Origin of the sequence: Paraburkholderia fungorum (assembly GCF_900099835.1) — a bacterium.
Taxonomy (GTDB): domain Bacteria; phylum Pseudomonadota; class Gammaproteobacteria; order Burkholderiales; family Burkholderiaceae; genus Paraburkholderia; species Paraburkholderia fungorum_A.
Genome location: NZ_FNKP01000002.1, coordinates 1234547 through 1260538, shown reverse-complemented (window position 1 = coordinate 1260538; position 25992 = coordinate 1234547). Strand labels below are relative to the sequence as shown.

21 protein-coding genes and 1 pseudogene are annotated in these 25992 nt (G+C 61.9%); 4 read left to right on the top strand and 18 right to left on the bottom strand.

From position 1 onward, the window contains the following. Window positions 1–49 precede the first annotated feature (49 nt). Window positions 50–376: a hypothetical protein gene (locus BLS41_RS38545; protein WP_143026337.1), complete on the top strand. Its 327-nt coding sequence runs from the start codon at window positions 50–52 to the stop codon at window positions 374–376. Here the strand turns inward: BLS41_RS38545 and BLS41_RS21570 are convergent. The 9 genes and pseudogenes from BLS41_RS21570 to BLS41_RS39980 form a co-directional block, all read right to left on the bottom strand. Beyond that, entirely contained in the window at window positions 330–1622 is a 1293-nt protein-coding gene (locus tag BLS41_RS21570) for an MFS transporter (RefSeq protein ID WP_074768496.1), read from the bottom strand. The genes BLS41_RS38545 and BLS41_RS21570 overlap by 47 nt on opposite strands. Window positions 1623–1772: 150 nt before the next feature. Next, a complete protein-coding gene (locus BLS41_RS21565) occupies window positions 1773–2666 on the bottom strand; it encodes a substrate-binding domain-containing protein (protein ID WP_074768494.1) in 894 nt (297 codons plus the stop codon). A 28-nt stretch (window positions 2667–2694) separates the two neighbouring features. Next, entirely contained in the window at window positions 2695–4245 is a 1551-nt protein-coding gene (locus BLS41_RS21560) for an acetolactate synthase large subunit (RefSeq protein ID WP_074768492.1), read from the bottom strand. Further along, a complete protein-coding gene (locus tag BLS41_RS21555; RefSeq protein ID WP_074768490.1) occupies window positions 4246–5103 on the bottom strand; it encodes an HpcH/HpaI aldolase family protein in 858 nt (285 codons plus the stop codon). Beyond that, on the bottom strand, window positions 5100–5987 hold the full coding sequence (locus tag BLS41_RS21550) for an amidohydrolase family protein (protein ID WP_074768488.1): 888 nt from the start codon (window positions 5985–5987) through the stop codon (window positions 5100–5102). Before BLS41_RS21550 ends, BLS41_RS21555 begins: the two co-directional genes overlap by 4 nt. 44 nt (window positions 5988–6031) lie before the next feature. Next, window positions 6032–7057, bottom strand: coding sequence for an amidohydrolase family protein (locus BLS41_RS21545; protein ID WP_074768486.1), 1026 nt, complete (start codon window positions 7055–7057; stop codon window positions 6032–6034). 86 nt (window positions 7058–7143) lie between these two features. Beyond that, window positions 7144–8118: an ABC transporter substrate-binding protein gene (locus BLS41_RS21540; RefSeq protein ID WP_074768484.1), complete on the bottom strand. Its 975-nt coding sequence runs from the start codon at window positions 8116–8118 to the stop codon at window positions 7144–7146. A 316-nt stretch (window positions 8119–8434) separates the two neighbouring features. Continuing rightward, window positions 8435–9391, bottom strand: a complete 957-nt coding sequence (locus BLS41_RS21535) for a LysR substrate-binding domain-containing protein (protein WP_074768482.1) — start codon at window positions 9389–9391, stop codon at window positions 8435–8437. 204 nt (window positions 9392–9595) lie between these two features. Continuing rightward, window positions 9596–9793, bottom strand: a pseudogene (locus BLS41_RS39980) (hypothetical protein); the annotation flags it as partial. 156 nt (window positions 9794–9949) lie between these two features. On the opposite strand from BLS41_RS39980, the gene BLS41_RS21525 reads away from it, so the two are divergent. From BLS41_RS21525 to BLS41_RS21515, 3 genes are all read left to right on the top strand, one after another. Then, window positions 9950–10678 (top strand): alpha/beta fold hydrolase, encoded by a 729-nt coding sequence (locus BLS41_RS21525; RefSeq protein WP_074768478.1) that lies wholly within the window; start codon window positions 9950–9952, stop codon window positions 10676–10678. 43 nt (window positions 10679–10721) lie between these two features. Continuing rightward, entirely contained in the window at window positions 10722–11375 is a 654-nt protein-coding gene (locus tag BLS41_RS21520; RefSeq protein WP_074768476.1) for an ureidoglycolate lyase, read from the top strand. A gap of 1167 nt (window positions 11376–12542) precedes the next feature. After that, window positions 12543–13721 (top strand): tyrosine-type recombinase/integrase, encoded by a 1179-nt coding sequence (locus BLS41_RS21515; protein WP_074768474.1) that lies wholly within the window; start codon window positions 12543–12545, stop codon window positions 13719–13721. Between the two features lie 92 nt (window positions 13722–13813). On the opposite strand, the gene BLS41_RS21510 is transcribed toward BLS41_RS21515, so the two are convergent. The 9 genes from BLS41_RS21510 to BLS41_RS21470 form a co-directional block, all read right to left on the bottom strand. Continuing rightward, a complete protein-coding gene (locus tag BLS41_RS21510) occupies window positions 13814–14896 on the bottom strand; it encodes a substrate-binding domain-containing protein (RefSeq protein ID WP_074768472.1) in 1083 nt (360 codons plus the stop codon). A 46-nt stretch (window positions 14897–14942) separates the two neighbouring features. Continuing rightward, window positions 14943–16325 (bottom strand): LLM class flavin-dependent oxidoreductase, encoded by a 1383-nt coding sequence (locus BLS41_RS21505; RefSeq protein WP_074768470.1) that lies wholly within the window; start codon window positions 16323–16325, stop codon window positions 14943–14945. A 77-nt stretch (window positions 16326–16402) separates the two neighbouring features. Further along, entirely contained in the window at window positions 16403–17641 is a 1239-nt protein-coding gene (locus BLS41_RS21500; RefSeq protein ID WP_074768468.1) for an SfnB family sulfur acquisition oxidoreductase, read from the bottom strand. A gap of 160 nt (window positions 17642–17801) precedes the next feature. After that, window positions 17802–18857, bottom strand: coding sequence for an ABC transporter permease (locus BLS41_RS21495; RefSeq protein ID WP_074768466.1), 1056 nt, complete (start codon window positions 18855–18857; stop codon window positions 17802–17804). Next, the gene (locus tag BLS41_RS21490; RefSeq protein ID WP_083380041.1) at window positions 18854–20401 is read right to left on the bottom strand and encodes a sugar ABC transporter ATP-binding protein; all 1548 of its coding nucleotides are present in this window, start codon (window positions 20399–20401) and stop codon (window positions 18854–18856) included. Before BLS41_RS21490 ends, BLS41_RS21495 begins: the two co-directional genes overlap by 4 nt. A 23-nt stretch (window positions 20402–20424) precedes the next feature. Next, window positions 20425–21906: an MFS transporter gene (locus BLS41_RS21485; protein ID WP_074768464.1), complete on the bottom strand. Its 1482-nt coding sequence runs from the start codon at window positions 21904–21906 to the stop codon at window positions 20425–20427. A gap of 156 nt (window positions 21907–22062) precedes the next feature. Further along, window positions 22063–23436: an LLM class flavin-dependent oxidoreductase gene (locus BLS41_RS21480; protein ID WP_074768462.1), complete on the bottom strand. Its 1374-nt coding sequence runs from the start codon at window positions 23434–23436 to the stop codon at window positions 22063–22065. A gap of 30 nt (window positions 23437–23466) precedes the next feature. Further along, a complete protein-coding gene (locus BLS41_RS21475; RefSeq protein WP_074771096.1) occupies window positions 23467–24678 on the bottom strand; it encodes an SfnB family sulfur acquisition oxidoreductase in 1212 nt (403 codons plus the stop codon). Window positions 24679–24697: 19 nt separating this feature from the next. Then, the gene (locus BLS41_RS21470) at window positions 24698–25927 is read right to left on the bottom strand and encodes an SfnB family sulfur acquisition oxidoreductase (protein ID WP_074768460.1); all 1230 of its coding nucleotides are present in this window, start codon (window positions 25925–25927) and stop codon (window positions 24698–24700) included. Window positions 25928–25992 lie beyond the last annotated feature (65 nt).

Genomic DNA, 25992 nt, shown 5'->3' with positions numbered 1-25992 from the left:
TTCGCTTTGAATAAAGAAGTTGCAGATGCGCTGCCAGAGGAAGACTTAAATGCATACGATGCAACGCTGGACATTGAGTTGGAAGCACGGTGAAGCGACGATTCAATCGCTCGACGCGATGCTCGCACCTGTCCAGGTTGAACTCGGCGGAGGTCGAAGCCTATCGCCGCTGCATGATGCGCCGTGGGGCGACGATCCGACCGACAGTTTCTTCGATCCCGGCCGGGTCGCGGTCCCGCCCGCAGGCCATCCACTTGCGGACCGATCCGGGTTGAGGTTCCTCGTCGAAGAGCCGCGCACGCTTCGCTATCGGCTTTCAGCCCGCATCGTTATACCGTCACCTCGCCCGGCTGTTTTTCAAAGCCATCGTCATTGACCTTCGGCGCCCATTTACGCCGCAACAGCACCACCGTACTGGTCGCGCCGAGCAGCAGGAATACGAAAATAGCCAGCATCGGCCACGTGTAACTGCCGCCCACATGGAGCAGCCAGCCTGACAGGCTCGCGGAAACGCCACCCGCCAGGCTGGTCGCCACCTGCTGCAAGCCCGTGTTCAATCCGACCGCCTGCTTCGGGATCAGCGTCAGTTTGACGAGCGCCAGATTGTTCGCCGTCACGAGACCGAGCAGCGACAGCGACACGACATTCCAGAACAAAGCCAGTTGCGGCGACGGTGCATAAGCACCGAGCAGCACAGTCGTGCCGCCAATGAACCCTGCAACGATAAACGACTTGCGCACAACGACCGCGTCGTATCCGCGCGCGATCAACCGGTCTGCGGCGAAGCCTGCGAGTGCCGCGACGATTGCGATGCCGATGAAGCTGAAGAACGTATATAAGCCTGACTGCCTCAACGAAAGACCGCGCTGCTCGACCAGATAAGCGGGCATCCACGTCATGCAGTAGAAAGAGAAATAGCTATAGCAGAAGTTAGTGATAAGGCCGCCCCATACCACGGGACTCGCCAGAAGATTGCCGAGCGGCACCGACGCAGCGCGCTGTTTCGCCGCTACCAGTTCCGCTTTAGAAGGAAAGTCGTTGCGCAGCATCAGCAACCACGGCAACAGCCAGATCAACCCGACCAGACCAGTGACGACAAACATCACCTTCCACGAGTTCGACACGATCAGCCATGCCGCAATCGGCGCACCGAGGGCGGGTCCCATTTTTCCGCCGATCGAATAGATTCCGAGCGCCGTGCCCTTCTGCGTCTCCTTGAAATTATTCGCGAGATAACGGTAAGTGGCAGGAACGACCACGGCTTCAGCTGCGCCGATCAGAAGACGCACGAGAATCAGCGCGGAAAGTGTCGCGACCATGCCGGTGGCGGCCGCCGCGAGACACCAGATCACGAAACAGATCGAGTAAGGCCACTTCACGCCATAGCGATCGACCAGCCAGCCCATCGGCAGCTGCAGCAAACCGTACGACCAGAACACGGCTGAGCCTAGCCATCCGCGCTGCACGTGTGTCAGCGTAAATTCGCTGATGAAATGATGATCCGCGAGCGCAGCCGACATGCTCGTGCGATCCACGAATGAAATCATTAACCCGAGCGCGAGCAGCACGAGAATGCCCCAGCGATTCTCGGGGCGCAGCCGTTGTTGTCGCGTTGTCTCCATTACTTCATCTCCAGTCGATTTTCTTTATATTTGACGCCAGCTTGCTGCCCGCACGCATTGTTCAATGCGACGTACCGGCCGGATGGCGACTCGACGTCGCCATCCGGCCGGTTCAATTCAACACAGATGCATCCAACACGACATCGGCGATTACCCGAGGCTGCCGGTTACATCGTCGAACAACTCGTCGACGCTCAAGCGACGATCGATGATCTTCTGATCCAGCGCCCAGTCAATCGCAAGCTGCAATCCCTTGCGGTTCGCTTCAAGCCCGATCGGCGGAAACACGGCCGGCACGCCTTCAGCCAGATTGCGGCTCTCGACCACCATCCGGTACAACTCACGCACCACATCCGGGCGCTGCTTCGACACGTCTTCGTGCACGACGAACATGTGATTGATCGGCACCACGTTTTCGCGCGCGAACCAGTCCTTCGCCGCCGCCTGCGCGTTCGGCACCAGCGTGCGCACGCGCTCGTCCTTCGGCATGTCTTCGCCGAGCAGCGCAGCGGCCAGTTCACCCTTGAGCATCATCTCCGGGATCGACGAACCGGCCGGCAAACGCTCGCAATTGTTCGGATCGCGGTACTCGGCGAGGTGACCGTCGCCGAGCGTCATCCATTGCACCTTGTCGAGATCGACGCCGTATTCGTGACGCAGAATGCCGCGAATCCACAGCGCCGTGGTCTGCGTGTACGTGCGCACACCGACCTTCCTGCCTTCGATATCTTTCGGATCGAGGTGACCGAAGTCGAGGTTGTAGCCCGCACAGTGATGCTGGAAGCGGCCCGAGATCGGCGTCGGCAGCAGCACGTACGGCTTGCCGTACGCCTTTGCCTGCAGGAACGTGACGATCGCGAGTTCGCCCGCGTCGAATTTATTCTCGCGCACCATCGCCTTGAAGCCGTTGTGCGCGGGCGTCGGGCCGCAGAAGTCGAGGTTGACGATATCCGAGCTGACGCGGCCGTCTTTCATCGCTTTCGTGACCGCGTAGTCGGCCAGGTTCGTGCGCAGCGTCGGCACGCCGGTGAAGTTCGTTGTCATTGATGGGGGTCCTTAAGCTTGATTGGATTTACAGCCTGACCTCGATCAGGCACGGGCCCGACTCGTTCACCGAGTTCGCCATGGCCTGGTGGAATGCTTCGGCGGTATCGACGGAAACAGCGGGCACGCCCATGCTTTTCGCCATCGCGAGCCAGTCGATGCGCGGACGGTCGATGTCGATCATCGCCAGCGCGCGCTCGCCCGGCGCACCCGCGCCCATGTTCGCGTACTCGGCCTTCAGGATCGCGTAGCTGTTGTTCGCGAAGATGATCGTCGTGATGTTCAGGTTCTCGCGCGCCTGGGTCCACAGCGACTGGATCGTGTACATCGCGCTGCCGTCGCCGACCATGCAGAACACGCGCCGGTCCGGACACGCAAGCGCCGCGCCGGTGGCAACCGGTGTGCCGTAGCCGATCGAGCCGCCCATGTTGTTGATCAGATCGTGCGGCGCCGCGCCGACGGTCAGGCCCATCGTTTCGCGGCCCGTGGTCAGCGATTCGTCGACGAGGATGCAGTTCTCCGGCAGCGCAGCGGCGAGTGCCTGCGCGATGCTGGCGGGTCCGAGTGCGCCGGTCGGCGGCGTGGAATCGGCGCGTTGCTGAAGCACGGCTTTCGCGTTCGATGCGCCCACGGCTTCGACCAGCATCTCCAGTCCTGCAACACCGTCCTCGCCGATTTCGACCAGTTCATGCACGCTGGTACCCGGCGATTTCAGCAGGCTCGGTTTGTCCGGATAACTGAAGAACGCGATCGGCTCGGTGGTTTCCACCGTGATGATGTGTTTGAAGCCCTTCAGATAGTCGACCGCCTGATTGACCGCATACGGAATGCGTTCGAGCGTCACGCGCCCTGCACCGCGCTCGATCCGCGCGCTGAAGAACTGCGTCGCGATACGGCAGCCGGTGGCCGCCTTGAGCTTGCCCGCGAGTTCGACTGCACGGCCTTGGGTCGAGTGACCGGCGAGCACGATCAGCGTCGGCTCGCCCGAGTGCAGCACCTTCGCAATGTGCTCGACGCGGGCGACGTCAGGCGCTTTTGCTTTCGGTGCCGTCATTGAACGCGAAGGCACGACCGCTTCACCCGCTTCCTGCCACGATGCATCGCCCGGCAGGATCAGCGTCGCGATCTGGCCGACGTGTTCGCTCGCCTTCGACACCGCAGCGGCCACATCCCACGCGACCGTATGCGACGACTCCACACGACGCACCCAGTGACTCAACGGACGCGCGAGCCCTTCGATATCGGACGTGAGCGGCGGATCGTACTTCAGATGCGAAGCCGAATGCTCGCCCACGATGTTGACCATCCCCGACGATGCACGCTTCGCATTGTGGATGTTGGCCAGCCCGTTCGCGAGGCCCGGCCCCAGGTGCAGCAGCGTGGACGCGGGCGTGCCCTTCATCCGGTAGTAGCCGTCCGCTGCGCCCGTGCAGACGCCTTCGAACAGGCACAGCACGCTGCGCATCGCCGGATTCTCCAGCGCCTTCAGGAAGTGCATCTCCGACGTGCCGGGATTCGCGAAACAGATATCGACGCCCTGCGCTGTCAGCGTCTGGACCAGGCTTTCGGCTCCGTTCATTTAATACCCCGCCAGCTCGCGTGCTGCACCGACCACGCCATAGCTGCGTTGCGGCGCGGACATCAGGAAGCGGTAGCCTTCCTTGACCAGACGGTCGTGATTCTTCGCGGTCGTGTGCGGATTGCCGACCACCACGTTGTGCTTGTGGCAGGTCTCGACGATCTGGCGCATCGCGTCGAGCACTTCGGGATGCTCGTACTGACGCGGCAGGCCGAGTTGCTGGCTGAGGTCGCCCTCGCCGATCAGGATGAAGCCGATGCCCGGCACGTTCGACAGGATATCGTCGAGGTTGTCGATGGCTTCGGTGCTCTCGCACATCAGGCCGACCAGGATTTCGCCTTCGGGGGCGAGCGGCCACACGTCGGCCTTCTTGTAGTAGTCGGCCATGCTCAAGCCCCAGTAACGCGCGGCCGTTGCGGGACCGTCGCCGCGTGCGCCCTTCGGTTCGTACAGCGGCGCATTTTTCGGACGTGCATAGCGGCACGATGCGACTGCGTTATATGCCTGCTCGACGGTCGCGACGTGCGGCCACACGACACCGTAAGCACCGCGATCGAGCACCTGCTTCGCAAACGCCTGATTCATCTCGACACCGTTCGCGGGGATGCGCGCAATCGGCGTCACACGCGGAGCCACCGAACCGGACTCGGCGATCTGCTTGCGGTTCAGCATGTACTGCAATGCGTCGCCGAGAGCGGACACGTCGTACGGGTTGTGCTCCATTTCGAAGACGATGCCGTCGTACGGCGCATCGCTCATTTCGATTGCGTTCTGCTTGTCCAGTTTCGAAAACGCGGTGTACGCAGTCTCGCCCGATTCGAAGGCGCGAATGATGCTGTTGAGGCGGGTGTCGCTCATGCCAGTTCCTTGTTTTGCGTGCTGAGTGCATCCGAAACCAGAGCCGGATACAGTTGCAATGCTGTCTTGCCGAAGATCCATTCGCGATCTTCTTCGCTCACGCTTGCAAGACCTGCTTGCGCGGTTGCGAGAATTTCGGCAAGCGTTCCCGGCGACGTCGGGTAGTTCGAGCCCCACGCCAGCCGCTTCGCGCCAAAAGCCTCAACCACGCGCGGGAAAAACGTTTCCGCGCTGGCCTTTTCCTTCTTCACATCGCCGAAAATGCGCGGCGTGAGCTTGAAATAGATGTTGTGGAATGGCGCGAGATCGAACAGGCTTTGCGCTTTTGCATACGGTGCGCCATCGAGAACATCCGGACGAGCCAGGTGATCGAGGATGATCGCGACGTTCGGGAAACGCTTCGCGAGCGCGGTCACTTGCGGCAAGCCGATCGGGCCGGTCTGGATGCACATCGGCAGACCGAGTTCGCCGCACAATTCCCATGCAGCGAACGAGCGCGGATCGTCGAGTTCGCTCGGGTCGAAGTCTTTCGTGCTGCCGCCCGTGAACAGACGCAGGCCCGCGAGCCCGCGTTCGACCGCGTCACGAATCAGCTTGGGCGCGTCCGCCTGCAATACATCGATCGAACCTACGGCTACCAGGCGGTCCGCGTATTTCGCGCAACCGTCCAGCACATAGCTGTTGTCGAAGCCATACGTGGTCGACGAATGCACGACAGCCGCCTTCGCGACGCCTGCCGCATCCATCGAAGCAATCAATGTTTCGACCGTGCTCGGACGCTCCTGCGACCAGTCCGAACGCTTGCCAAACAACGGTGCCGGCGGATACAGCGTTTCGTTATCGGAGATGATGTGCGGGTGAATATCAACGATTGATGAAGCCATAAGTTCCTCTGTCTCTTGTGGATGCACGGCGCTGCTGCTCGCGCTTACCTGCCCTGCGCCTTCAGGCGTGCATCGAGTCGCGGATACACGCGACGTGCATTGCCCTCGAAAATCTTGTAGCGATCTTCTTCCGAGAGTGCCTCGCACGCGTCGATATAACGCTTCGTGTCGTCGAAGTACTGACCCGTTGCCGGATCCTTGCCGCGAACCGCGCCGATCATTTCCGAGCCGAACAGCACGTTGTCCGACGGAATCACCTTGGTCAGCAGTTCCACACCCGGCTTGTGATACACGCACGAGTCGAAGAAGATGTTGTTCAGCAGACCTTCGAGCGGACGGTCGCGCATTTCCAGCGACATGCCGCGATAACGGCCCCAGTGATAAGGCACTGCGCCGCCGCCGTGCGGAATCACCAGACGCAGCGTCGGGAAATCCTTGAACAGATCCGATTGCAGAATCTGCATGAACACCGACGTGTCCGCGTTCAGATAATGGGCACCTGTACCGTGGAAACACGGGTTGCACGATGCAGCGACGTGGATCATCGCGGGCACGTCGAGGTCGACGAGCGCTTCGTACATCGGATACCACTCGCGGTCCGTCACCGGCGTGCCGGTCCAGTAGCCGCCGCTCGGGTCCGGGTTCAGGTTGCAGCCGACGAAGCCCAGTTCCTCGACGCAACGGCGCAATTCGGCGACGCTGTTCGCAGGCGCGACGCCCGGCGATTGTGGCAACTGGCAGACCGGCGCGAAGTTGTCCGGATACAGTTCGGTCACGCGATGCACGAGGTCGTTCGATACGCGGGCCCATTCGAGGCTGGTGCGTTCGTTGCCGAGGTGGTGGCTCATCAGGCCAGCGATCGGCGAGAACAGCGTGAGGTCGCTGCCGCGTTCGCGTTGCAGCTTCAGTTGACCGTTGCCGATGGCTTCGCGGATTTCGTCGTCGCTCACACGTGCGCCGTCGAGCGACGGTGCGTTGGCGGGGTCGTTGGCAAATTCAACCTGCTTCGCGCGCCACGCGCGGAACGAAGCGGGAACGGTCGTGAAGTGACCGTGGCAATCGATAATCATGGTGTCTCCTGTCGACCGGTGTTAGCGCTTCAGCGCTGACTCCGGACCTATCCAGCTTGTTGCGGTAATCGTGCGGTCGCAGCGCCTTAGCCAGCCAGTGGATCGACGAACAGCTCATCGATATCCATGCGTCGCGGCGTGAGCCCCTGCTTGAACGCGGTCGCTTCCAGCGTTTGAATCGTCTTCAGGTTTTCCCGCAGACCATAAGGCAGCGGATCGTGTCCGACGATCTTGCGTAATTCGAGGTAGTTCCTGTCGCTGGCAGTGGTGGCTTCGCCTGCAACGAGACGCGCGAGCCATTCCTTCTTCGCTTGCGCGAACGCGTCGTAAATCGACTTCGCGATCCACGGATGCTCGGCCAGCACCGAATCCTTCACGACGATCGTGCCGTGCATCGGATAAACGCCGGTGCGTGCGTAGTATTCGGCTTCGAGTTCCGCGGCGTTAGGCAGCAGGTCCGGGTAGTCGGCTTCGACTTCCTTCCAGCCGCCCGTCGGCGCACCCGTTCGGCCGATACCGGCAGCACCGGCGAAACCTGCCGACAGCTCGCCCGACGCCATCATTTCGGCAAGCGAGCTGCCTTCCGGCGCGTGAATCACGTTTTCCGGCAGCTTCAGTTGCGTCACATGTTCTTCGTCATCGACCACCCAGGTGACCTTCGACGAATCCAGACCGAACTCGTCGATCAGCACCTGACGGGTCCACACGCCGGTCGTGACCGAGTACGCCCGCACGCCGACTTTCTTGCCTTCGAGGTCTTTCGGATGCTTGATGCCGGCGTCCGGACGAACCAGCAGGCCGCCGTGGTGGAAGCGGCGCGTGACGAAAATGGGCAAGCCGACGAACGGCGCACCATGAGCGCGAGCGATGATGTAAGTGGTCGGCGCCAACTCGCAAACGTCGAATTCAAGGTCACGCACCATCCGGCGAAACGCGCCGATTTGCGGCTGCACATTGACGAATTCGGCGTCGACGCCTTCGATTTCGATGGCCCCATCGCGAATGGCCGACGTGTGCGGGTGACCGGCAATCGCGATTTTGAGCGGGACTTTTTTAGTCAACGGTGTCTCCTGTTTGAATAGGCTTACTGGATCCCCGCCGTCGCCGCTTGGTGCGGAGGCTAGCCGGCCTGGCCAGGCAGGTGATCGCGTTGACGACATGATCTTGCCGTGCGCAATTTCCGTCTATTGAAATAAAGAGCGGTTGCGTTAACCGTTTGGTAAAGCCCCCCCACGCAACTACGCGATGCGCCGAGGTGGGAGCAGAAAGGAAGAATGCAGTGGAATGCGTGTCCGGCAGGACAACGCAGGGCCGACGCCGACGCAGGGCGCGTCGGCAAATCGGTCGGCCCTTGCGGGGGCGAGTTTCGGTCGAAACCTAGTCGGCGTGATTGGCGACGGCGACGTCAGCCGAACAAACCTGTTCGAGACAGCGCAGCAACGACATGGCGCTAGGCGCGAGAGGTTTGTCGTCACGCCAGAGCGCACCGAGCGGACGCGTCACGAGCTTCAGATCGATCGGCAACACGTTGAGCGGACCCACATCGGCGTAGGGGTACAGCACGTCGCCGGTATGGATTGCAATCGCGTCGTTGAACTGCAGATATGCGCGGATCAAATGGTTCGACAGTGTTTCGATGTAATTGGAGGGCATGGCGAGGCCATGACGCGCAAACGCGTTTTCAATCGGCTCGCGCAGCAGCGAGCCCACCGGCGGAAGCACCCATGGGAATTCTTCGAGATCCGACCACTCGACTTTCGTTTTACCGGCGAGCGGATGAAGCGGCCCGGTCACGAGTTTGGTCTGCGGCGCGAGCAACACCTGCTCACGCAGGCCGACGGTATCCGACTTGTTCGGCAATCGTCCGACGATCATGTCGAGATCGCCCCGTTGCAACTCCTGCACCAGCGCACCCATGCGGTTTTCGCGGATCTCGACGTTGGTGTGAGGCGTGTCCTGTTTGAGCAGCGTGAGTGCTTTCGGCATGATGGTCGACACCATGATGGGCGACGTTCCCACATACACTTTGCCGGCGCTCCCCGTTTGCAGCGCGCGAATTTCTTCAGCGGTCTGGTTCAGGGTGCTGAGCACGATTCGCGCATGCCGAACCACACTTTCGCCATACGCGGTGGGCCGCAGCCCGTTCGCCGTGCGTTCAAACAGCTTGACCCCCAGGGCCCGCTCGATATCGCCGAGTGCCTTCGATACCGCCGGCACCGTGATGTATGAATTGGATGCGACCTGACGCAGATTTCGGAAATCGTAAACGGCAACCAGCAGGCGCAGATGCCGCACCTTCAGGTTGACGTTCAGATACCAGTCCAGTTTCCCCATGCTGTCTCCGGATAGAGCAAACGCGGGTGCCGCAGATCGTGACACGCAGACCATGGCGTAGGGCCTGGCGTTGTCTCTCACCGCACCACCCTGCACTTCCGTATCGATCCGATGACCTATTTCCCGGCACCGCAGACCAGCATGTTATCCGACGTGTCTCCACTAATGCCGAAGAGTCGCGGCGACGTGCGGGAGCCGATTCTCTCAATGAGAAAACTCGACGACCGGCTTCGATGGATTTTCAATCGGGTTGTCGTCGTCCGGCAGATCTTCCTGATCGAGAACGACGACGCGATTCGACGAAAGCCAGCCATTCGTGCTCATCGACGTCACCGAACCATGCCCATTATTCGTGTACCTCACGGCACCATCGACAATCCCGTATAGCGTCACGGAAGATTGAGCGTGAGCGGCGCACTTGCACCGTCCATTGAATAAATGCCGCGATGCGTTATCTGTTTGGTAAAGTCGTCAGTCGCTGGACGGACCGGAAAATGCGCCTGATAACCGGCATGCCGAAGGTCCGTGGATCATCGAGATGAGAGGAGACAACGTCGTATGAATGGCAAGCCGCCCGTTATTTTTATTCACGGCTTCATCGGTACCTTTGACGTAGCAGGGTTCGACGCGGAATACGCCGCGCCACATTTGCTGGGCTATGGCGAGTACCGAGGCACTTTGTTCGACCGCATTTCGCTGCCCGCACAGGTCGAACATATTCGCGCGTTCGTCGACGCCAAATTCGGCACGACGAGCGTCGATCTTGTCGGCCACTCAGTGGGCGGTGCGATTGCGATGCTGTTCGCGCACGCTTACCCCGACCGCGTGCGGCGGATCGTCAACGTCGAAGGAAACTTCACTCTGGACGATGCATTCTGGTCCGCTTCGGTCGGCCGCATGACACCCGCCGAAGCCGGGAAGATGCTGGAAAGTTTCCGCGCCGATCCGCTCGAATGGCTGCGCGGCGCGATCCCCGATGCGACGCCGACAATGGCAGACTCGGCCGCGCGTTGGCTCGACTATCAGCCCGCGTCGACATTACGGGCAATGGGGCAATCCGTTGTGGCGGTCACGGGGAGTGTCGACTATCTTTCCACCTTGAAGCAGGTATTCGCGCGTCATTCCGTGTATCTGCTTTCTGGCGAGCGTTCGCACAGTAGCTGGAATGTGCCCCATTGGGCACTTGAAAAAAGCGCCGGCCGCGAGACGCTCGATCACTGCGGCCATTTACTGATGATCGAAAATCCCGCTGCATTCTCGGCGGCGATCCGGCGGTTTTTGAACTGATCGCCTGCCTGAAAATGTCATCTGACTGTTATAGAGTCTGCCGATGCCCGACGAAATCGACTATCTCAATCCCGCCCTTCCCGCAGACCTGCGTCGCGTGACGATGCCCGTTGTCGACGCGACCGATGCAACGCTCGAGGGATATGGCCGCCTTGTCGCCGACCCGAGCGACTGTGCGATCGAAATCGTGCGGTGGCCGGCCACCGGATCGAGGCCCATCGATCCCGGAACCGGCGACGAAGCCGGCACGACCGAAGGCACGTTCGTCAGCGAGTGGCGCGGCGACATTCTGTATGGCCGCAACGCGGCGGTGAGCGGCCACTATATTCTCGCGTACGCCATGGAGCCCGGCGCAGCGCGCGAAGACCACGCCCGCGCGCCGGAGCGCATGTTGTTATGGCACGCGAACTACCATCCGGACGGCGGACAACTGTTCTTTCCGCTCGACCATCGTCCGTTCTATGTTCCGCTGGCATTGCCCGGCGACGATGTCTCGCCGGAGAAATTCGTGTGCTTCCGGTTTGACGGACGGCACGGCCTCTATATTCATCCGGACATCTGGCACGAAGGCGTTTTCACGCTGGAAGGCACGCAGCGGTTCTTCGACAAGCAAGGTGCCGTGCATGCGCGAGTGTCGGTGGATTTCGCGCGCGAGTTTGGTTGTCTTCTGGAAGCGCCGATAGCTGAAGCGGCCTGAATCCGCGAACGCGTGATTGAAATAGCCGCCTCTCGTCTCGCGGCTGGTACAGCCGCTGTCATCATCGCTGCGCTGGATTCAGAGCGAAGAATGCGAATTGGTGCGCGAGAACGGCGAGAACGGCAAGACCGGCGACAGCTCAAATGAGCGATAACGCGTCACCTGGCCACATCGCGACAAGGAACGGCAATACTGCGAAAAAACGTAGGTCCGCACTCTAGCGACGAGTGCGGTCACGCGGGGGGCGGCTTCCAGTAATTCAGCATCGCCAGCAAGGCGTATCAGGCAATCGCCGATTACCCAGCCCCTTCAACCCGCGCTGTCGCTATTCAGCGTCAAAGAGCGCGCTGTACCGAGCGGGATGCCCCCGAGATATCCTGACCGAAGCCGGCCACGGTATTGCAGCCCGTCAATGAGAGCAACGCCCCCGCCAGCACCAACATTCCCACACAGCGCGCAATCATATTCACCTCATGCCTTACAAAATAAATGATCCGGAAAACGGGTTTGTTCCTGGGGGCTGTGGATTGGCTTGGGCCTGAATTCGAGCGTTGTGCCGCTTCCCTCGCTTGCCCGTTCCGGCAAAGTGGCCAGGAAAGCTGCGACAGGAAGCCAGAGCCCTGCTCGAATCGACACCCAGGAACGAAAGTTGCGATTTTCGCACACCCCGCGCCGTCAAACTCTTTCACTTTGTATCTGGTAAGCGACGCTGTTACATCCCGTCGCCAAGTGCCCTCGCCTTCTGTTCGCGAGACAGGCGCAACTCTTTGCGTAACGGCATTTCCAGACGCCGTTACACCCGCGCGTTTCCTCCCGTGGCTGTCTTACCGTAAGTCGTTAGAGCGCGTTCTATGGTTCCCGCAGGCAAGTACGGCAGCACATATCCAACCTGTTCGCATGCCGAGCACAAAAGTGCATCTGCGCCGCATGTGAAGCGCATTCTCTGCTCGCAGCCCCTCGCCAAAAACTCTCCTGCTTGATGCGGCTAGCCATCTACGGAATCCGGGACGAATTCAGCTCACAAAACAATCAATAATATTACGTAAACCGTTATAAATTTAACTAACGAGCACTAACGTTTTGACATTACGGTTATAATGTTGAAATTTTCAGAAGTCGTCACTTCTGAAAATGCCCGCACTCTCATAAGCCTCGTAAAACCAGCCCGTGCCCCTCCTCCCGCCCACTCCGCGCCCCATCGAAACTCTGGCTCTCGCAGCCGAACTCGACGGCTCCCACGGCGCCAACCGCGCGCGACAAACCATCGCCCAGATCGCCGCCAACAACGATCTCGACGCGATCCGCGCATGGCTCGCCCGTTTCGTCGATACGAAAACCACCTTCGACAACTACCGCAAGGAAGCCGAGCGCCTGCTGCTCTGGTCGGTGCTGCAACTGGGCAAACCGTTGTCGTCGCTGACACACGAGGACCTGCTCGTCTATCAACACTTCCTCGCCGATCCGCAGCCCGCCGCGAAGTGGACTGCTAGCGGCGGCCGCAAACACCCGCGCGGCGATCCGCGCTGGCGGCCGTTCTACGGCCCGCTCTCCGCGTCCAGCCAGCGTCAGGCGATGGTGATTCTCAACGTGATGTTCGCGTGGCTGGTGCAGGCGGGTTATCTGGCGGGCAATCCGCTGTCGCTCGCGCGTCAGCGGGTGCGTCGCGCGAAGCCGCGCATCACCCGTTACCTGTCGCCGGAATTGTGGCTCGACGTAAAAAAGGGCATTCAGGCGATGCCGCAGCAAACCAGTCGCGAGCGCGAACACTACGCGCGCGTGCGCTGGCTGTTCACGCTGCTTTATCTCGGCGGATTGCGTATTACCGAGGTCGGCGAAAACACCATGGGCGGATTTTTTGCGCGCCGTGACGCGAATGGCGAAGATCGCTGGTGGCTCGAGGTGATGGGTAAAGGCGGCAAGGAGCGGCTCGTGCCAGCTACCGCCGAAATGATGGCGGAGCTTTCGGCGTATCGGCGCGAACGGGGGTTGTCCGCGCTGCCTTCAGCCGATGAAGACACGCCGCTCGTGCTGCCCATCGGTCAATCGCGCAAGCCGCTCACGCGTGCCGGACTGCACCGCATCGTCAAGCAGGTTTTCGGAGACGTATCGACGGCGCTTCGCGAACGCGGTGCCGACTATGCGCAGCGCGCGAATCACCTGGAACAGGCTTCGGCGCATTGGCTGCGGCACAGCGCGGGGTCGCACATGGCGGATCAGCAGGTGGACGTGCGCCTCGTGCGCGACAACCTGGGGCATGCCTCGCTGACCACGACGAGCCAGTATCTGCATGTGGACGACGACCGGCGTCATCGGGAGACCGGCGAGAAGCACCGGATCGACTGGTAGTTCCGGTAGTCGTGTTTGTTGGCAATCGCCGCTTTACAACGCGCTGTGCTCTATCGTCGAGAGCACAGCGCGTATCAAACAGCACGCTCCAATCAGTTCGCCGTCGGAATCCACGACGCCGTCGCAGCATCGCTCGAACGGAACGCCGGGAATTTCTCGCCGAGTTCGGCAATCGTTTTAATGTTGTTCTTCACCAGATCGTCGCGGGTAATCAGCGTCGGCTTGACGACGATGCGATGCTCCGACTCCTGCCCCGCGAGCAGCAACGCAGCGGTCCGCACCGACACCGCGCCGACCACTGCGGGATTCGTCGCCGCCGTCGCGACCCACGCGCTGTTCGGCGCGCGGATCGCTTCGATGTCGGAAGTCGAAATGTCGGCGCTGTAAATGCGCAGCTTCGACGACAGATTCGCTTCGTCGGCGGCGAGCTTCGCGCCGCGCGCGAATTCGTCATACGGTGCGAACACCACGCGAATCTCCGGGTGCGCGCGATACGCCGCCGACGCCTGATTCGCCACCGACTGCGCAATCGGATTGTCCACCGTGCCCCAGCGCGCCTTCTCCTGCACCTTCGGATGCGCAGCCTTGAAATCGCGCCACACGGCATCGCGCCGGTCGAGTGGCGCGAAACCCGCTACGTAGACATAGCCGGCGTCGAAGGTATCGCCGTTATCCTTGACGGCCTGATTCAGCAGCAACTCGGCCAGATCGTGATCGCTCTGCTCGATTTGCGGCACCTTGGGATTGCCCAGGTCGACATCGAACGCGACGACCTTGATGCCCTTGTCCAACGCGCGCTGCACGACGTCCTTCAGCGATTCCGGCAAGCCGTGATTGACGATGATCGCCGACACGCCGAGGCTGATCGCCTGCTGAATCTGCTCACGCTGTTCGGCCGCGTCCTGACGGCCTTCGTAGATACGCAGATCGACGCCGAGCGCCTTCGCCTGCTTCTGCGCGCCGGCTTCATACGCCTGGAAAAAATCGCCGGTCGACAGATAGTTGACCAGCGCGATTTTCACGCCGCCTTTATCGAACGGAGCCGGTGCGCCTTTGAGCGGGTCCGCGTGCGCGACGCCGCCCGCAAGCATCGCGGCGGCAGCCACGGCGAGCACGCCCGACTTGAGCTTCACATTCACGTGCCGGTCCAGCTTGCGACGAAGAAACGATTTCATCATTGATCTCCAACCAGTAATTGATGTTGTTATGAATCAAACGGTGCTATCCGGCATGAGCCGACGCGTGCGCGCGATACGCAGCGCCGGGATGAGGGTCGCTCAATCGCGCACCACGCCCATGCAATTTTTCGCGCAATGAACCCTGCGTGTAATCGGTCTTGTAGACGCCGCGACGTTGGAGTTCGGGCACGACCAGATCGACGAAATCGACGAAACTTTCGTGCGTCAGCGCATAGGCGAGATTGAATCCGTCGACGTCGGTTTCTTCGACCCATGACTGCAACTCATCGGCGATTTCCTCAGGGGAGCCCACCGAAAGCGGCCCAAGTCCGCCAATGCCGCCCCACTTCGCAATCTCGCGTACGGTCCACACGCGCGTCGGGTCCGCGCTCGACAACGCTTCCACCGCCGATTGCACCGCATTGCTCTCGACATAGCGCAGCGGTTCATCGAGGTCGTACTTCGACAGGTCGATGCCGGTCCATCCCGACATCAACGCGAGCGCGCCTTCGTCGCTGGTATAGCGGCGATAGTCGGCGTGCTTCGCGTGCGCTTCAGCTGACGTTTTGCCGGTAATGACCGTGTGCAGATTAAAGATCAGAACGTCATGCGGATCGCGGCCGAACGATTTCACGCGCGCCCTGATGTCGGCGACAAAGCTCTTCAGAATCGTGCGCGACGGTGCCGAGATAAAGATGCACTCGGCGTGCTGGGCGGCGAAATCCTTGCCGCGCTTCGACGCGCCCGCCTGATACAGCACCGGTGTGCGCTGCGGCGACGGCTCGCTCAGGTGAATGCCCGGCACGTCGAAGTGCTTGCCGTGATGATTGATCGGATGCACCTTCGACGGCTCGGTGAACACATGCCGCGCGGCATCGCGCACCACGGCATCGTCTTCCCACGACGATTCCCACAGCTTGTAGCAGACTTCCAGATACTCCTCGGCGAGCGCATAACGTTCGTCGTGATTGACCTGCGCGGGCAAGCCCACATTGCGCGCCGCACTGTCCAGATACGACGTGACGATGTTCCAGCCGATGCGGCCGTTGGTCAGATGATCGAGCGTCGACATGCGGCGCGCGAACGGATACGGATGTTCGTACGACAGCGAACACGTCACGCCGAAGCCGAGATGTTCGGTGACGTGCGCCATCGCCGACACCAGCAGCACCGGGTCGTTGACCGGTACCTGCGCGGCCTGGCGAATCGCCGCTTCCGCATTGCCGTTGTAGACGTCGTACGTACCCAGCACGTCCGCGATAAAAAGGCCGTCGAACTTGCCGCGTTCGAGCAGCTTCGCGAGATCGGTCCAGTAGTCGAGTTGCTTGTAACGCCACGACGTATCGCGCGGATGCGCCCATAAGCCCGGCGACTGATGCCCCACGCAGTTCATGTCGAACGCGTTGAGGCGGATTTCTCTTGCCATGATTGGATTCGGTCAGATATTTCGGGTGGTCATCGCGACGGCGATTTTTGCCAGCGCGCCTGTCGTCGTCTGTCGCGTCAATTCCACGGGTGCCGCACGGGTTTGACGCCGTTCAGGTAGTAATTGCCCACGAGGTGATACTTCCAGCGCACCGGATCATGCAGCGTGTGCACGCGCGCATTGCGCCAGTGGCGGTCGAGGTTGTGTTCGCTGAGCGTCGATTGCGTGCCGGAAAGTTCGAACAGCTTTTCGCCCGCGAGCAGCGCGACTTCGGTAGTCAACACTTTGGCTTCGCCCACTGCCACCGACGCACGCGCGATGTCGTCCTCGGTCGGCTCCGCTTTCGCCGCGATGTCGTCGATCACGCGCGCGGCCCGTTCGAGCAGCGCCTCGGCTGCATGCAACTGGATGTGCAAATGGCCGATCTCGCGCACCGTCAGCGGATCGTCGCTGGCCCGTTCGACGCCGCTGTCGATCCACGGCCGCGAGCGCGAACGCACGAAGGTAAGCGTGTCGTCGATTGCGGCCTTCGCGATACCCGCGTCGATGGCCGCCTGGATGATCTGCGAAACCGGGCCGTTGAGCGTCGGAAAATCGGACACGCGATGCGCGGGCAGCACGTGCGAAGCGGGCACGCGCACGCTGTCCAGCACAACGGTTCCGCTCGCCGTGGTGCGTTGACCGAAGCCCGACCAGTCGTCGATCACGGTCAGCCCTTGTGTGCCTTGCGGGATGTAGGCGAGCCAGCCCTTGCGTTCGCTGTCGAGTCCGAGCACGGGCACGAAGTCGGCGAACAATGCGCCGGTTGCATAGAATTTGGTGCCGTTCACGACGTAATCGTCACCGTCGCGCGTGACAGTTGTTTTCAGATCAAGCACGTTTTTTGTGCCCTTTTCTGAAAAACCATTACCGAAGCGCCTGCCTGCCAGCACTTGCGAGAAGAAGTACTTTTTCTGCTCTGGCGAACCAGTCAGCGCGATCACGTCGACCAGCCCGAAATGGTTTTGCGGCAGTTGTCCGAGCGACGAATCCGCTGCTGAAACGATCTTCACGACCTCGGTCAGCGTGACGAAAGACACGCCCGCTCCGCCGTATTCCTTCGGCACTGTGATCGCCCATAACCCCGATTGCGAGAACCATTCAATTTCCTCGCGCGGCAACCGGCGTTGCACGTCGCGCGTGGCAGCGTCCTGCGCAAGGCGGGCCGCCAGTTCGTGCGCTACCGCGATGGCTTGCGCGTCGTCGGCGATTACACGTACCGCAGGCCGATCCGTACCGGCTGTATTCGATGAAACCGTTTCGTCAACTTCCGCCATGAGTGTCTCCGCTTGAATGACTGTTCGCTCAATCTATCAGCGGGAATCGCGCGCGCAAACTGAACGATTCGGCAATCGATATTCCTTCGGATGGCAAACGGATTGCGCTGTGAAAATTCCCTGCGCGAACCGGCTCGAAAAGCGGCTTGCAACGGGCTGATCAGGCGCGCGAATCCACCCGTCGGCCCACGCTGAAAGTAAACGCCAACGCAAGCACCAGCAACACGCCTTTAATGAAATCCTGCATGTAATACGGTGCATTCAGCATCGTCAGCCCGTTCAGCAATACGCCGACGAACACCGCGCCCACCACCGTGCCGAACACATTGGGCCGCTTTGCACCCCACACCGCGTAGCCCATCAGCGCGGCGGCCACCGCATCGAGAAGCAGCGAATGTCCCGCGCTGACGTCGCCGCGGCCCACGCGAGCGGCGATCAGCACGCCGCCCAGCGATGCAATCGCGCCCGACGCCACATAAGCCGCTACCCGATAGCGCGCGGTCGGCGCACCGGCGAGACGCGCGGCGGTCTCGTTGCCGCCGATCGCGTAGATCACGCGGCCCCAACGGGTCGTCTCCATCACGATGATGGCGACGATGGTCAGCACCGCGAGAATCAGCACCGGCAACGGCACGACATCGAATAGCCGGAAGCGCCCCAACGCGAGAAACGCGTCGGTGAATACGCCGCTCGCTTCGGTGCCGTCGGGCAACACCGTGCCGGTTGCGAGCGAGCGTCCGCCGGTCGGGATCAGTTGCAGACCGGCGAGCAGAAACAGCGTGCCGAGCGTGGCCAGTTGATCGGGCACACGCAACCGCGTAATCAGCAAGCCATTGAACAATCCGGCGACGACACCGAGCACCACACAGGCCGCCACCGCCGCGAGCGCGCTGCCGTGCCATACGATCAACACGTAGCTTGCCGCCATCTGCGCCGACGCAGCCACGCTGCCCACCGACAGATCGAAGCCGCCCGCCGCCAGCGTGATCGTCACGCCGATACCGAGCAAGGCCACGATCGATACCGCCTGCAAAATGCTGAACAGGTTGTCGAGATTCAGGAACGCGGGCTCTTTGGTGGCGAACACCGCAATCAGTATCGCCAGCACGAGCAGGATGCCGGTGCGTTCGAGCTGATCGCGCAGAGTGCGCAACGTGGGCCGCGCGCGTTGCACGGCACCCGCGTCGCGGGCAATGGAAGGGGTGACGGGTTTCATGAATGGACCACTGAACTCGGGTTGGAGGTAGACGAGCGATCGAGCGTCGCGCGATCGAACCACACGACGCGATCGGCGATTTCGAGCGCTTCTTCGAGATCGCTGACGAACACCAGCGTCGCGCGTTTGTGCGCATGCCGTCGCAACGTATCGACGATATCGGCGCGCGCTCCGGCGTCGACACCCTGAAAAGGTTCGTCGAGCAGCAACAGCCGCGCGGGTTCGACATGCCAGCGCGCGAGCACGACTTTCTGCTGGTTGCCGCCCGACAACCGGGTGAGACGGTCGTCCGGTCCCGTGCAGCGGATGCCGAAGGTTTTGATCGCGTCGCTGGCGGCTTCGCGCTCTCTTGCGCCGCGCACCGTGCCGCGTTTGAACCAGCGCGACAGAAACGGAAAGCTCAGCGTGCCCGCAATCGACGCGAACGGCACGCTGTCGGGAAATAGCGACGAGCGCCAGCGATCTTCGCCCGCGAGAAACACACCGGCGCGAATGGCATCGGCGGGAGAACGCGGACGCCAGCGCTTGCCGTCGAGCGTCATCTCGCCACCGTTCGCGCGTGCCGCGCCGAAGATCGCACGCGCAAGACGCGACTTGCCGCCGCCGACCGGGCCCGCAATCGCCACGATTTCGCCGCGCTGCACGTCGAGATCGAACGGCACGCTGGTGGGCGTCAACTGCAAATCGCGCGCGCTGAAACACGGTTCGAGCGAAGCCGCGCGCGTGACATCCACGGTGCGGCTTTGCGGCATGGGCCTGCCGATCATCGTTTCTATCGCGGCGTCGAAATCGATCGGCGGTTGCAGGTCGGCAACCAGATGGCCGTCGCGCATGATCGCGACACGATCGGCCATGCGCCGCAAATCGCCGAGCCGATGCGACACCAGCAGAATCGCCACGCCCTCGTCGCGCAACGGCTCCAGCCGCGCGAACAGCCGCCCGGCTTCGGCGGCTGACAGACTCGCGGTCGGTTCGTCGAGAATCAGCAGACGCGGCTGCGATGCCAGCGCGCGCGCCAGCGTCACCAGCTGCTGACTCGCGAGCGACAGCGAACCGAGCGGCGCGGACAGATCCACATCCAGCCCGACTCTGGCTGCCAGCGGCGCGGCCGCTTCGCGCCGCTCGCCAGGCGGCACCCGCCACGGCGATGCGGGATCGCACAGACGGTCGAGCAGCAGGTTGTCCGCGATCGACAACGTAGGCACCACGGCATCCGCTATCGACTGATGCACGGTCGCTATGCCGAGTTGCCGCGCAGTCTGCGGCGAGGCCGGCCGATAGGGCTTGCCGGCGAGCGTCAGCGTACCGCCATCGGCCGCATAGACGCCGCTCAATAGCTTGACGAAGGTCGACTTGCCCGCGCCGTTGGCGCCCATCAGCGCGACGACTTCGCCGCGCCCGATCGACAGATCGAACTTCGACAACGCGAGCGTCGCGCCGAAATGTTTGGTCAACGCGCGTGCGGTCAATACCGGTTCGTGCGCGGCTTCGTCATGGTTCGACCCGTCAGTGCACCGAGGGCAATCTTCGCGAATGGACGCCATTTTTTAAGTTTTTTTCCTGAGCGTTACGTCGATGCCGGCTGCGCATAATCCTCTGCGTCGATGTCGTATCCCGAAGGCTCCCAGCGGATCGCGAGCAGCACCAGCAGCGAAGTCAGCGGCGCAATCGCGATCACCCAGAACACCTTCGTGCCGAGCCACGCGGCAAGCACCGGAAACAGAAACAGCGAAATCGTGGACGCCGAGCGCACTAGCGTCTGATTGAAGCCCACGCCAATGCCGCGAATCGACGTGGGATAGCTCAGCGACGCATAGGTCATCGAATGCGAACCGGGTCCGAAGCCCTGACCGAACAGATAGCCGCCGAGCAACAGAATCGCGACGACGACGAGCGCCCCGCTGCCCGGCTTTCCGATTAGTGCAAGACCAATCAGCGACGCGAATTGCAGCGAGTGTCCGAGCACGGTCATCTTCCATGCGCCGACCGTTGGCGCGGTCCATACGCCGATCAATCCGCCGACGAACGCAAACACCAGATTCAACGCAAGCGCCGCAATGATCGTCGTGAGCGGGCCTTGGTGGAAGAAGCTCGCGATGATCACCGGCAAGCCGAAAATGATCGCGTTATAGCCGAACGACGAAGCGCTGCCGATCACTGCCGCGAGAATCGTGCGGCGGCGGTACGTATCGTTGAACAGCACGCCGTAGTTGCGCCAGGACGCAGCGCGCGGTTTGACGATCGGCTCATCGCTGCGTTCCACTACCGCATCAACGCCATACGTGCGCTTCAGAATGCGCGCGGCCTCGTCGAGGTCGCCCTGATTCGCGGCCCATACCGGCGACTCGCTGATATAGCGGCTGCGCACCAGAATAATCACGATGGCCGGCACCGCGCCGAACGCGAGCGTCAAGCGCCACAGCCAACCTAGCTGATGCTCCGGCAAGATCGCATACAGCCCGAGGATCAGCAGATAGCAGGTACTGGTGGCCGCATACCACGCCGGGCACCACGCGGCGACGCTGGCCGCCTTGTTGCCCTTGCCCGCCACGCGCGAGAACTCCGCGAGAAAGGCCATCGCCACCGGCAGATCGAGCCCGACACCGAAGCCCATCAGAAAGCGCGCGCCACCGAGTACCCACGCATTCGGCGCGAGACCGGCGGCAATCGCCGCGACCACGAAGAACAGCATGTCAGCCATGAACACGCGATACCGGCCGATACGGTCGGTCAGATAGCCGCCGAACAGCGCACCGAGAATCGCGCCGAACGTGATCGCCGAAGAAACGAAACCGACCTGAACCGGCGACAGCGAGAACTGCCGCGCGATGTCCTTGATACCGTAGGCGAGCGACGTGAGATCGTACGCATCGAGAAAAACGCCGCCCAGCGCGATGGCAATCACGATGCGCGCGTTACTGCCTTGCGCTGCACCTGCGTTGACGATGCGCGAGACATCCTGTGCGCTGCGGATCACGGCGGGACGCGCCGCACTATCCGTTGATGCGTGGGGGTCGACCGCAGTCGAAGGGAAAGCAACGGTGGACATGATCTCGTTTCTCGCGTGAATAGCTGGAACGTTGGATGGTAGTCATGTCACCGCTACCGGCAAAACGATGAATTCAACTATGCAAATCGGGAATCCTGATCTAATGATCGGCTTCTTAAAAACTTCATAAAACGACCACCTGTCACCGCTTTTTCGTCAGACAGCGATCCCTCGACCCACCTGTGCGCCCGCATGTTCGTCTGGCAGCTTCGCGCGGCCCGCACCGAACAGCTTCTCGCGCAACGTGCCTTCGGCATACGAAGTCTTGTACGCGCCGCGCTCCTGCAATACCGGAATCACCAGATCGATGAAATCGCTATAGCATTCCGGCGTCACGGTGCGCGCCAGGTTGAAGCCGTCGATATCGGTCTGCTCGATCCAGCCGATCAATTCATCGGCCACCTGCTCCGGTGTTCCGACAATCGCCGGGTAGCGTCCGCCCAGTTGCAGTTCCTCGTTGAGAATCTGCGCGACCGTGCGTTCGCGGCCCGCGCCGGTCAGGTTCTTCATCACCGATTCGATTGCGTTGTTTTTTGCGTAACGGATCGGCTCGTCCGGCGCATAGCGCGAAAAATCGATCCCACTCGAACTCGCGTAATGCGCGAGTCCGGCTTCGGGACTCGCATAGCGCACATATTCCGCGTACTTCTCGCGCGCCTGCGCTTCGGTCGGCGCGACGACCACGGAGAGGCCCATGAAGAACTTGATATCGGCCGGATCGCGCCCCTCGTTGCGTACGGCTGTGCGCACGTCCGCCACCAGTTGCCGCAGCGCGGCGGGCTTCTGCTGCGAGACGAACACGCACTCCGCGTGACGCGCGGCAAACTGCTGGCCGCGTCCCGACGACCCTGCCTGAAACAGCACCGGCGTGCGTTGCGGCGAAGGCTCGGACAGGTGATAGCCGTCGACATCGTAGTAGCGTCCGTGATGTTCGATCGGCCGCACTTTCGTGGGGTCGGCGTAGATGCGTGCGGCGCGGTCGACGCGCACCGCGTCGTCTTCCCAACTGCCTTCCCACAGCTTGTAGGCGACCTCGAGGAATTCGTCCGCGCGATCGTAGCGTTCGTCGTGCGCGATCTGCTCGCCGAGGCCCATCGCACGTGCCGCGCTTTCGAGGTAACCGGTCACGATATTCCAGCCGATGCGGCCATCGGTCAGATGATCGAGCGTGGAGAAACGGCGCGCGAGCAGGTACGGCAAGTCGTAAGTCAGATTGACGGTCACGCCGAAGCCGAGATGTTTCGTTGCCGCCGCCATCGCAGAGACGGTCAGCAACGGATCGTTGACCGGCAACTGGATCGACTCCTTCAGCGGCAACTCCACCGATTGCTGATAAACGTCGTACACGCCGACGATATCCGCGAGAAACAGGCCGTCGAACAGGCCGCGTTCAAGCAGCTTCGCGAGGTCGGTCCAGTACGACAGCTTTTTATAATCCACCGAGCGGTCGCGCGGATGGGTCCACAAGCCGTGGTTGATATGGCCCACGCAATTCATGTTGAACGCGTTGAGCAGGATCTGCTTGGTCATGAAGATGGCTGCCGGAGAAATGCTGCGGGTTCAGGTCGTGCCGCTCTGCGCGGGCAAGCGGTCGTTCAGGTAGTAGTCGCCGACCGCGGCGATTTTCCAGCGCACCGGATCGTGCAGCGTATGCACGCGCGCGTTGCGCCAGTAGCGGTCGAGGTTGAGTTCGCTGGTCGTCGCGCGCGTGCCCGCCAGTTCGAACAGTTTGCTCGATGCGGCAAGCGAGATTTCCGTGGTCAGCGTGCGCGCTTCGGCGACGGCGATGATCGCGCGGCCGAGCGTGTCCGGTTGCGGATCGTCGCGGGCCGCATCGATCAGAATCGACGCACGTTCGACTAGCGCATCGGCCGCTTCCAGCCGCACCGCGAGGCGGCCGAATTCGCTGATCGTCAACGGATCGTCGGCGGCACGCTCGACATTGGCTTCGATCCACGGACGCGATTGCGTGGTGATGAACGCACGCGCGGCATCGTGAGCGCCGCGCGCCAGTCCCAGGTCGATCGCCGCGTGAATCACCTGCGCGTAGGCCTTGATAGTCGTGCGCTCACCGTCCGCGTCGGCAGGCAACACGTCGGCGGCGGCGACGCGCACGTTGTCGAATCTGACGGTGCCGCTCGCGGTATTCCGCTGACCGAAGCCCGACCAGTCATCGATCACGTCAACACCCTGCGCATCACGCGCGATAAACGCGAGCCAGGTCTTCTTATCCGGCCCGACGACGGCGGTGGGAATCCACTGCGCGTACAACGCGCCGGTCGCGTAGAACTTTTCGCCCGTCACGCGGAATGCGTCGTCGCCATCCGGCACGAGTTGCGTCGTACGCTCCGACGCAGTGCGCGATTTGCGCTCGGCGAGCGCGTTGCCGAAGCGCTCGCCTCGCAATGCCCGCTGAAAAAGCCGGTCTTTCTGCGCAGCGCTGCCCTGCACGCGGATCACTTCAAGCGTGTAAAAGTGATTCTGCGGGATCTGTCCGAGCGAGCCATCGGCTGCGGAAATCAGCGCGACGACTTGCGACAAGGTCGCGCTCGACACGCCCGCGCCGCCGTATTCGCGCGGCACAGTGATGCCCCACAAACCCGACGCGGAAAAACGCGCCAGTTCTTCATACGGCGCACGTCGCTGCGCATCGCGCTGAGCAGCTTCGCGTGCAAACGATTCGGCGAGCGCGCGGGCGACATCGAGTGCTTCGTCTTCGGAGCGGATCAGCGTGGCGGCCTGAACGGCCGAGGTGTCGATTGCTGGGGTCATGGTGCTTGCCGAGTCCGTATCAGATCCACGCGTGCCGCTGCGGCAGCACGCCATTGAGCACATAGTTGCCGATTGCGAAGTATTTCCAGCGCACCGGGTCATGCAGCGTATGCACGCGCGCGTTGCGCCAGTGTCGATCGAGATTGTGTTCGGCCAGCACTGCGCGTGAGCCTGAAAGCTCGAAGAGTTTTTCGGCGGAATTCAGCGCGGCCTCGGTGGTCAGCGCCTTCGCTTTGGCGACCACAATCGACGCTTCCGCCTGCGTCTGCGCAGTGACGCGTTGCGTGCGAATCCGGTCGAGCGCGCGCGCGGCACGCTCCAGCACGGCTTCCGCGGCATGCAGTTCGACGTGGAGCAGACCCGCGTCGCGAATCACATACGGATCGTCAGTCGCGCGTTCAACACCGGCGTCGAGCCAGGGCCGCGCCTGCGTCTGCACGAAGCGCACGGTTTCCTTCACGGCCGCGCGTGCGATGCCCGCGTCGATCGCGGCCTGGATGATCTGCGAAACCGGTCCGATGAGCGACGGCTCGTCGGCGTTCTGCCATAGCGGCAACACGGCATCGGGATCGACCAGCACGTTGTTGAACACGACCGAACCGCTCGCCGTCGTGCGCTGCCCGAACCCCGACCAGTCGTCGATCACGGTCAGCCCCGCACTGTCGCGTTCGATGATCGCAGTGACGAGCCGCCCTTCGTCGTCGAGCAGTTTGGCCGGCACCCAGTGCGCGAACAGCGCGCCGGTCGAATAGTATTTGCGGCCGTTCACGCGCAGTTCGCCGTTGATTGTGGCGAGGCGGGTTTGCACGTCGGTGGTATTGCGCGAATTGCGCTCGGGCCCGGCATTGCCCAGCCGCTTGCCCGCGAGCACGCCCGCAAAATAGCGCTCTTTCTGCGACGGCGACCCAAACGTGCGGATCACATTCAGAAAGCCAAAATGATTCTGCGGGATTTGCCCGAGCGACGGATCCGCTTCGCACAGAATCGCGAACACGCGCGCGAGCGTGACGAACGAAACATCCGCGCCGCCATACTCGCGCGGCACGGTAATGCCGCCCAGACCGCTCTCGCTGAAACGCTCGATCTCGTCATGCGGAAGACGGCGCAGCCGGTCGCGTTCTGACGCGCCCACCGCAAATTCGAGCGCAAGTTTTTCGGCGACGGCCAGCGCTTCAGCATCGCTTTCAATCACATGCGCGCGGCGCGGCGGCCGCGCCTGCAATACACCGGTGTTGGAGATGTCGTTCATGCTACCTCGGCAGAGTTAACCGAGGTTAAAGCGTCGAATGGCCGCATAGAACCATTCATTTTTCA

Bases quoted from the DNA above. Each gene is read 5' to 3' on its own strand.
- BLS41_RS21570 (WP_074768496.1), bottom strand. From the start codon at position 1,622: ATGGAGACAACGCGACAACAACGGCTGCGCCCCGAGAATCGCTGGGGC.
- BLS41_RS21490 (WP_083380041.1), bottom strand. From the start codon at position 20,401: ATGGCGTCCATTCGCGAAGATTGCCCTCGGTGCACTGACGGGTCGAAC.
- BLS41_RS21520 (WP_074768476.1), top strand. From the start codon at position 10,722: ATGCCCGACGAAATCGACTATCTCAATCCCGCCCTTCCCGCAGACCTG.
- BLS41_RS21555 (WP_074768490.1), bottom strand. From the start codon at position 5,103: ATGAGCGACACCCGCCTCAACAGCATCATTCGCGCCTTCGAATCGGGC.
- BLS41_RS21500 (WP_074768468.1), bottom strand. From the start codon at position 17,641: ATGGCGGAAGTTGACGAAACGGTTTCATCGAATACAGCCGGTACGGAT.
- BLS41_RS21470 (WP_074768460.1), bottom strand. From the start codon at position 25,927: ATGAACGACATCTCCAACACCGGTGTATTGCAGGCGCGGCCGCCGCGC.
- BLS41_RS21505 (WP_074768470.1), bottom strand. From the start codon at position 16,325: ATGGCAAGAGAAATCCGCCTCAACGCGTTCGACATGAACTGCGTGGGG.
- BLS41_RS38545 (WP_143026337.1), top strand. From the start codon at position 50: ATGCATACGATGCAACGCTGGACATTGAGTTGGAAGCACGGTGAAGCG.
- BLS41_RS21485 (WP_074768464.1), bottom strand. From the start codon at position 21,906: ATGTCCACCGTTGCTTTCCCTTCGACTGCGGTCGACCCCCACGCATCA.
- BLS41_RS21560 (WP_074768492.1), bottom strand. From the start codon at position 4,245: ATGAACGGAGCCGAAAGCCTGGTCCAGACGCTGACAGCGCAGGGCGTC.
- BLS41_RS21545 (WP_074768486.1), bottom strand. From the start codon at position 7,057: ATGATTATCGATTGCCACGGTCACTTCACGACCGTTCCCGCTTCGTTC.
- BLS41_RS21480 (WP_074768462.1), bottom strand. From the start codon at position 23,436: ATGACCAAGCAGATCCTGCTCAACGCGTTCAACATGAATTGCGTGGGC.
- BLS41_RS21525 (WP_074768478.1), top strand. From the start codon at position 9,950: ATGAATGGCAAGCCGCCCGTTATTTTTATTCACGGCTTCATCGGTACC.
- BLS41_RS21565 (WP_074768494.1), bottom strand. From the start codon at position 2,666: ATGACAACGAACTTCACCGGCGTGCCGACGCTGCGCACGAACCTGGCC.
- BLS41_RS21475 (WP_074771096.1), bottom strand. From the start codon at position 24,678: ATGACCCCAGCAATCGACACCTCGGCCGTTCAGGCCGCCACGCTGATC.
- BLS41_RS21495 (WP_074768466.1), bottom strand. From the start codon at position 18,857: ATGAAACCCGTCACCCCTTCCATTGCCCGCGACGCGGGTGCCGTGCAA.
- BLS41_RS21510 (WP_074768472.1), bottom strand. From the start codon at position 14,896: ATGAAATCGTTTCTTCGTCGCAAGCTGGACCGGCACGTGAATGTGAAG.
- BLS41_RS21550 (WP_074768488.1), bottom strand. From the start codon at position 5,987: ATGGCTTCATCAATCGTTGATATTCACCCGCACATCATCTCCGATAAC.
- BLS41_RS21535 (WP_074768482.1), bottom strand. From the start codon at position 9,391: ATGGGGAAACTGGACTGGTATCTGAACGTCAACCTGAAGGTGCGGCAT.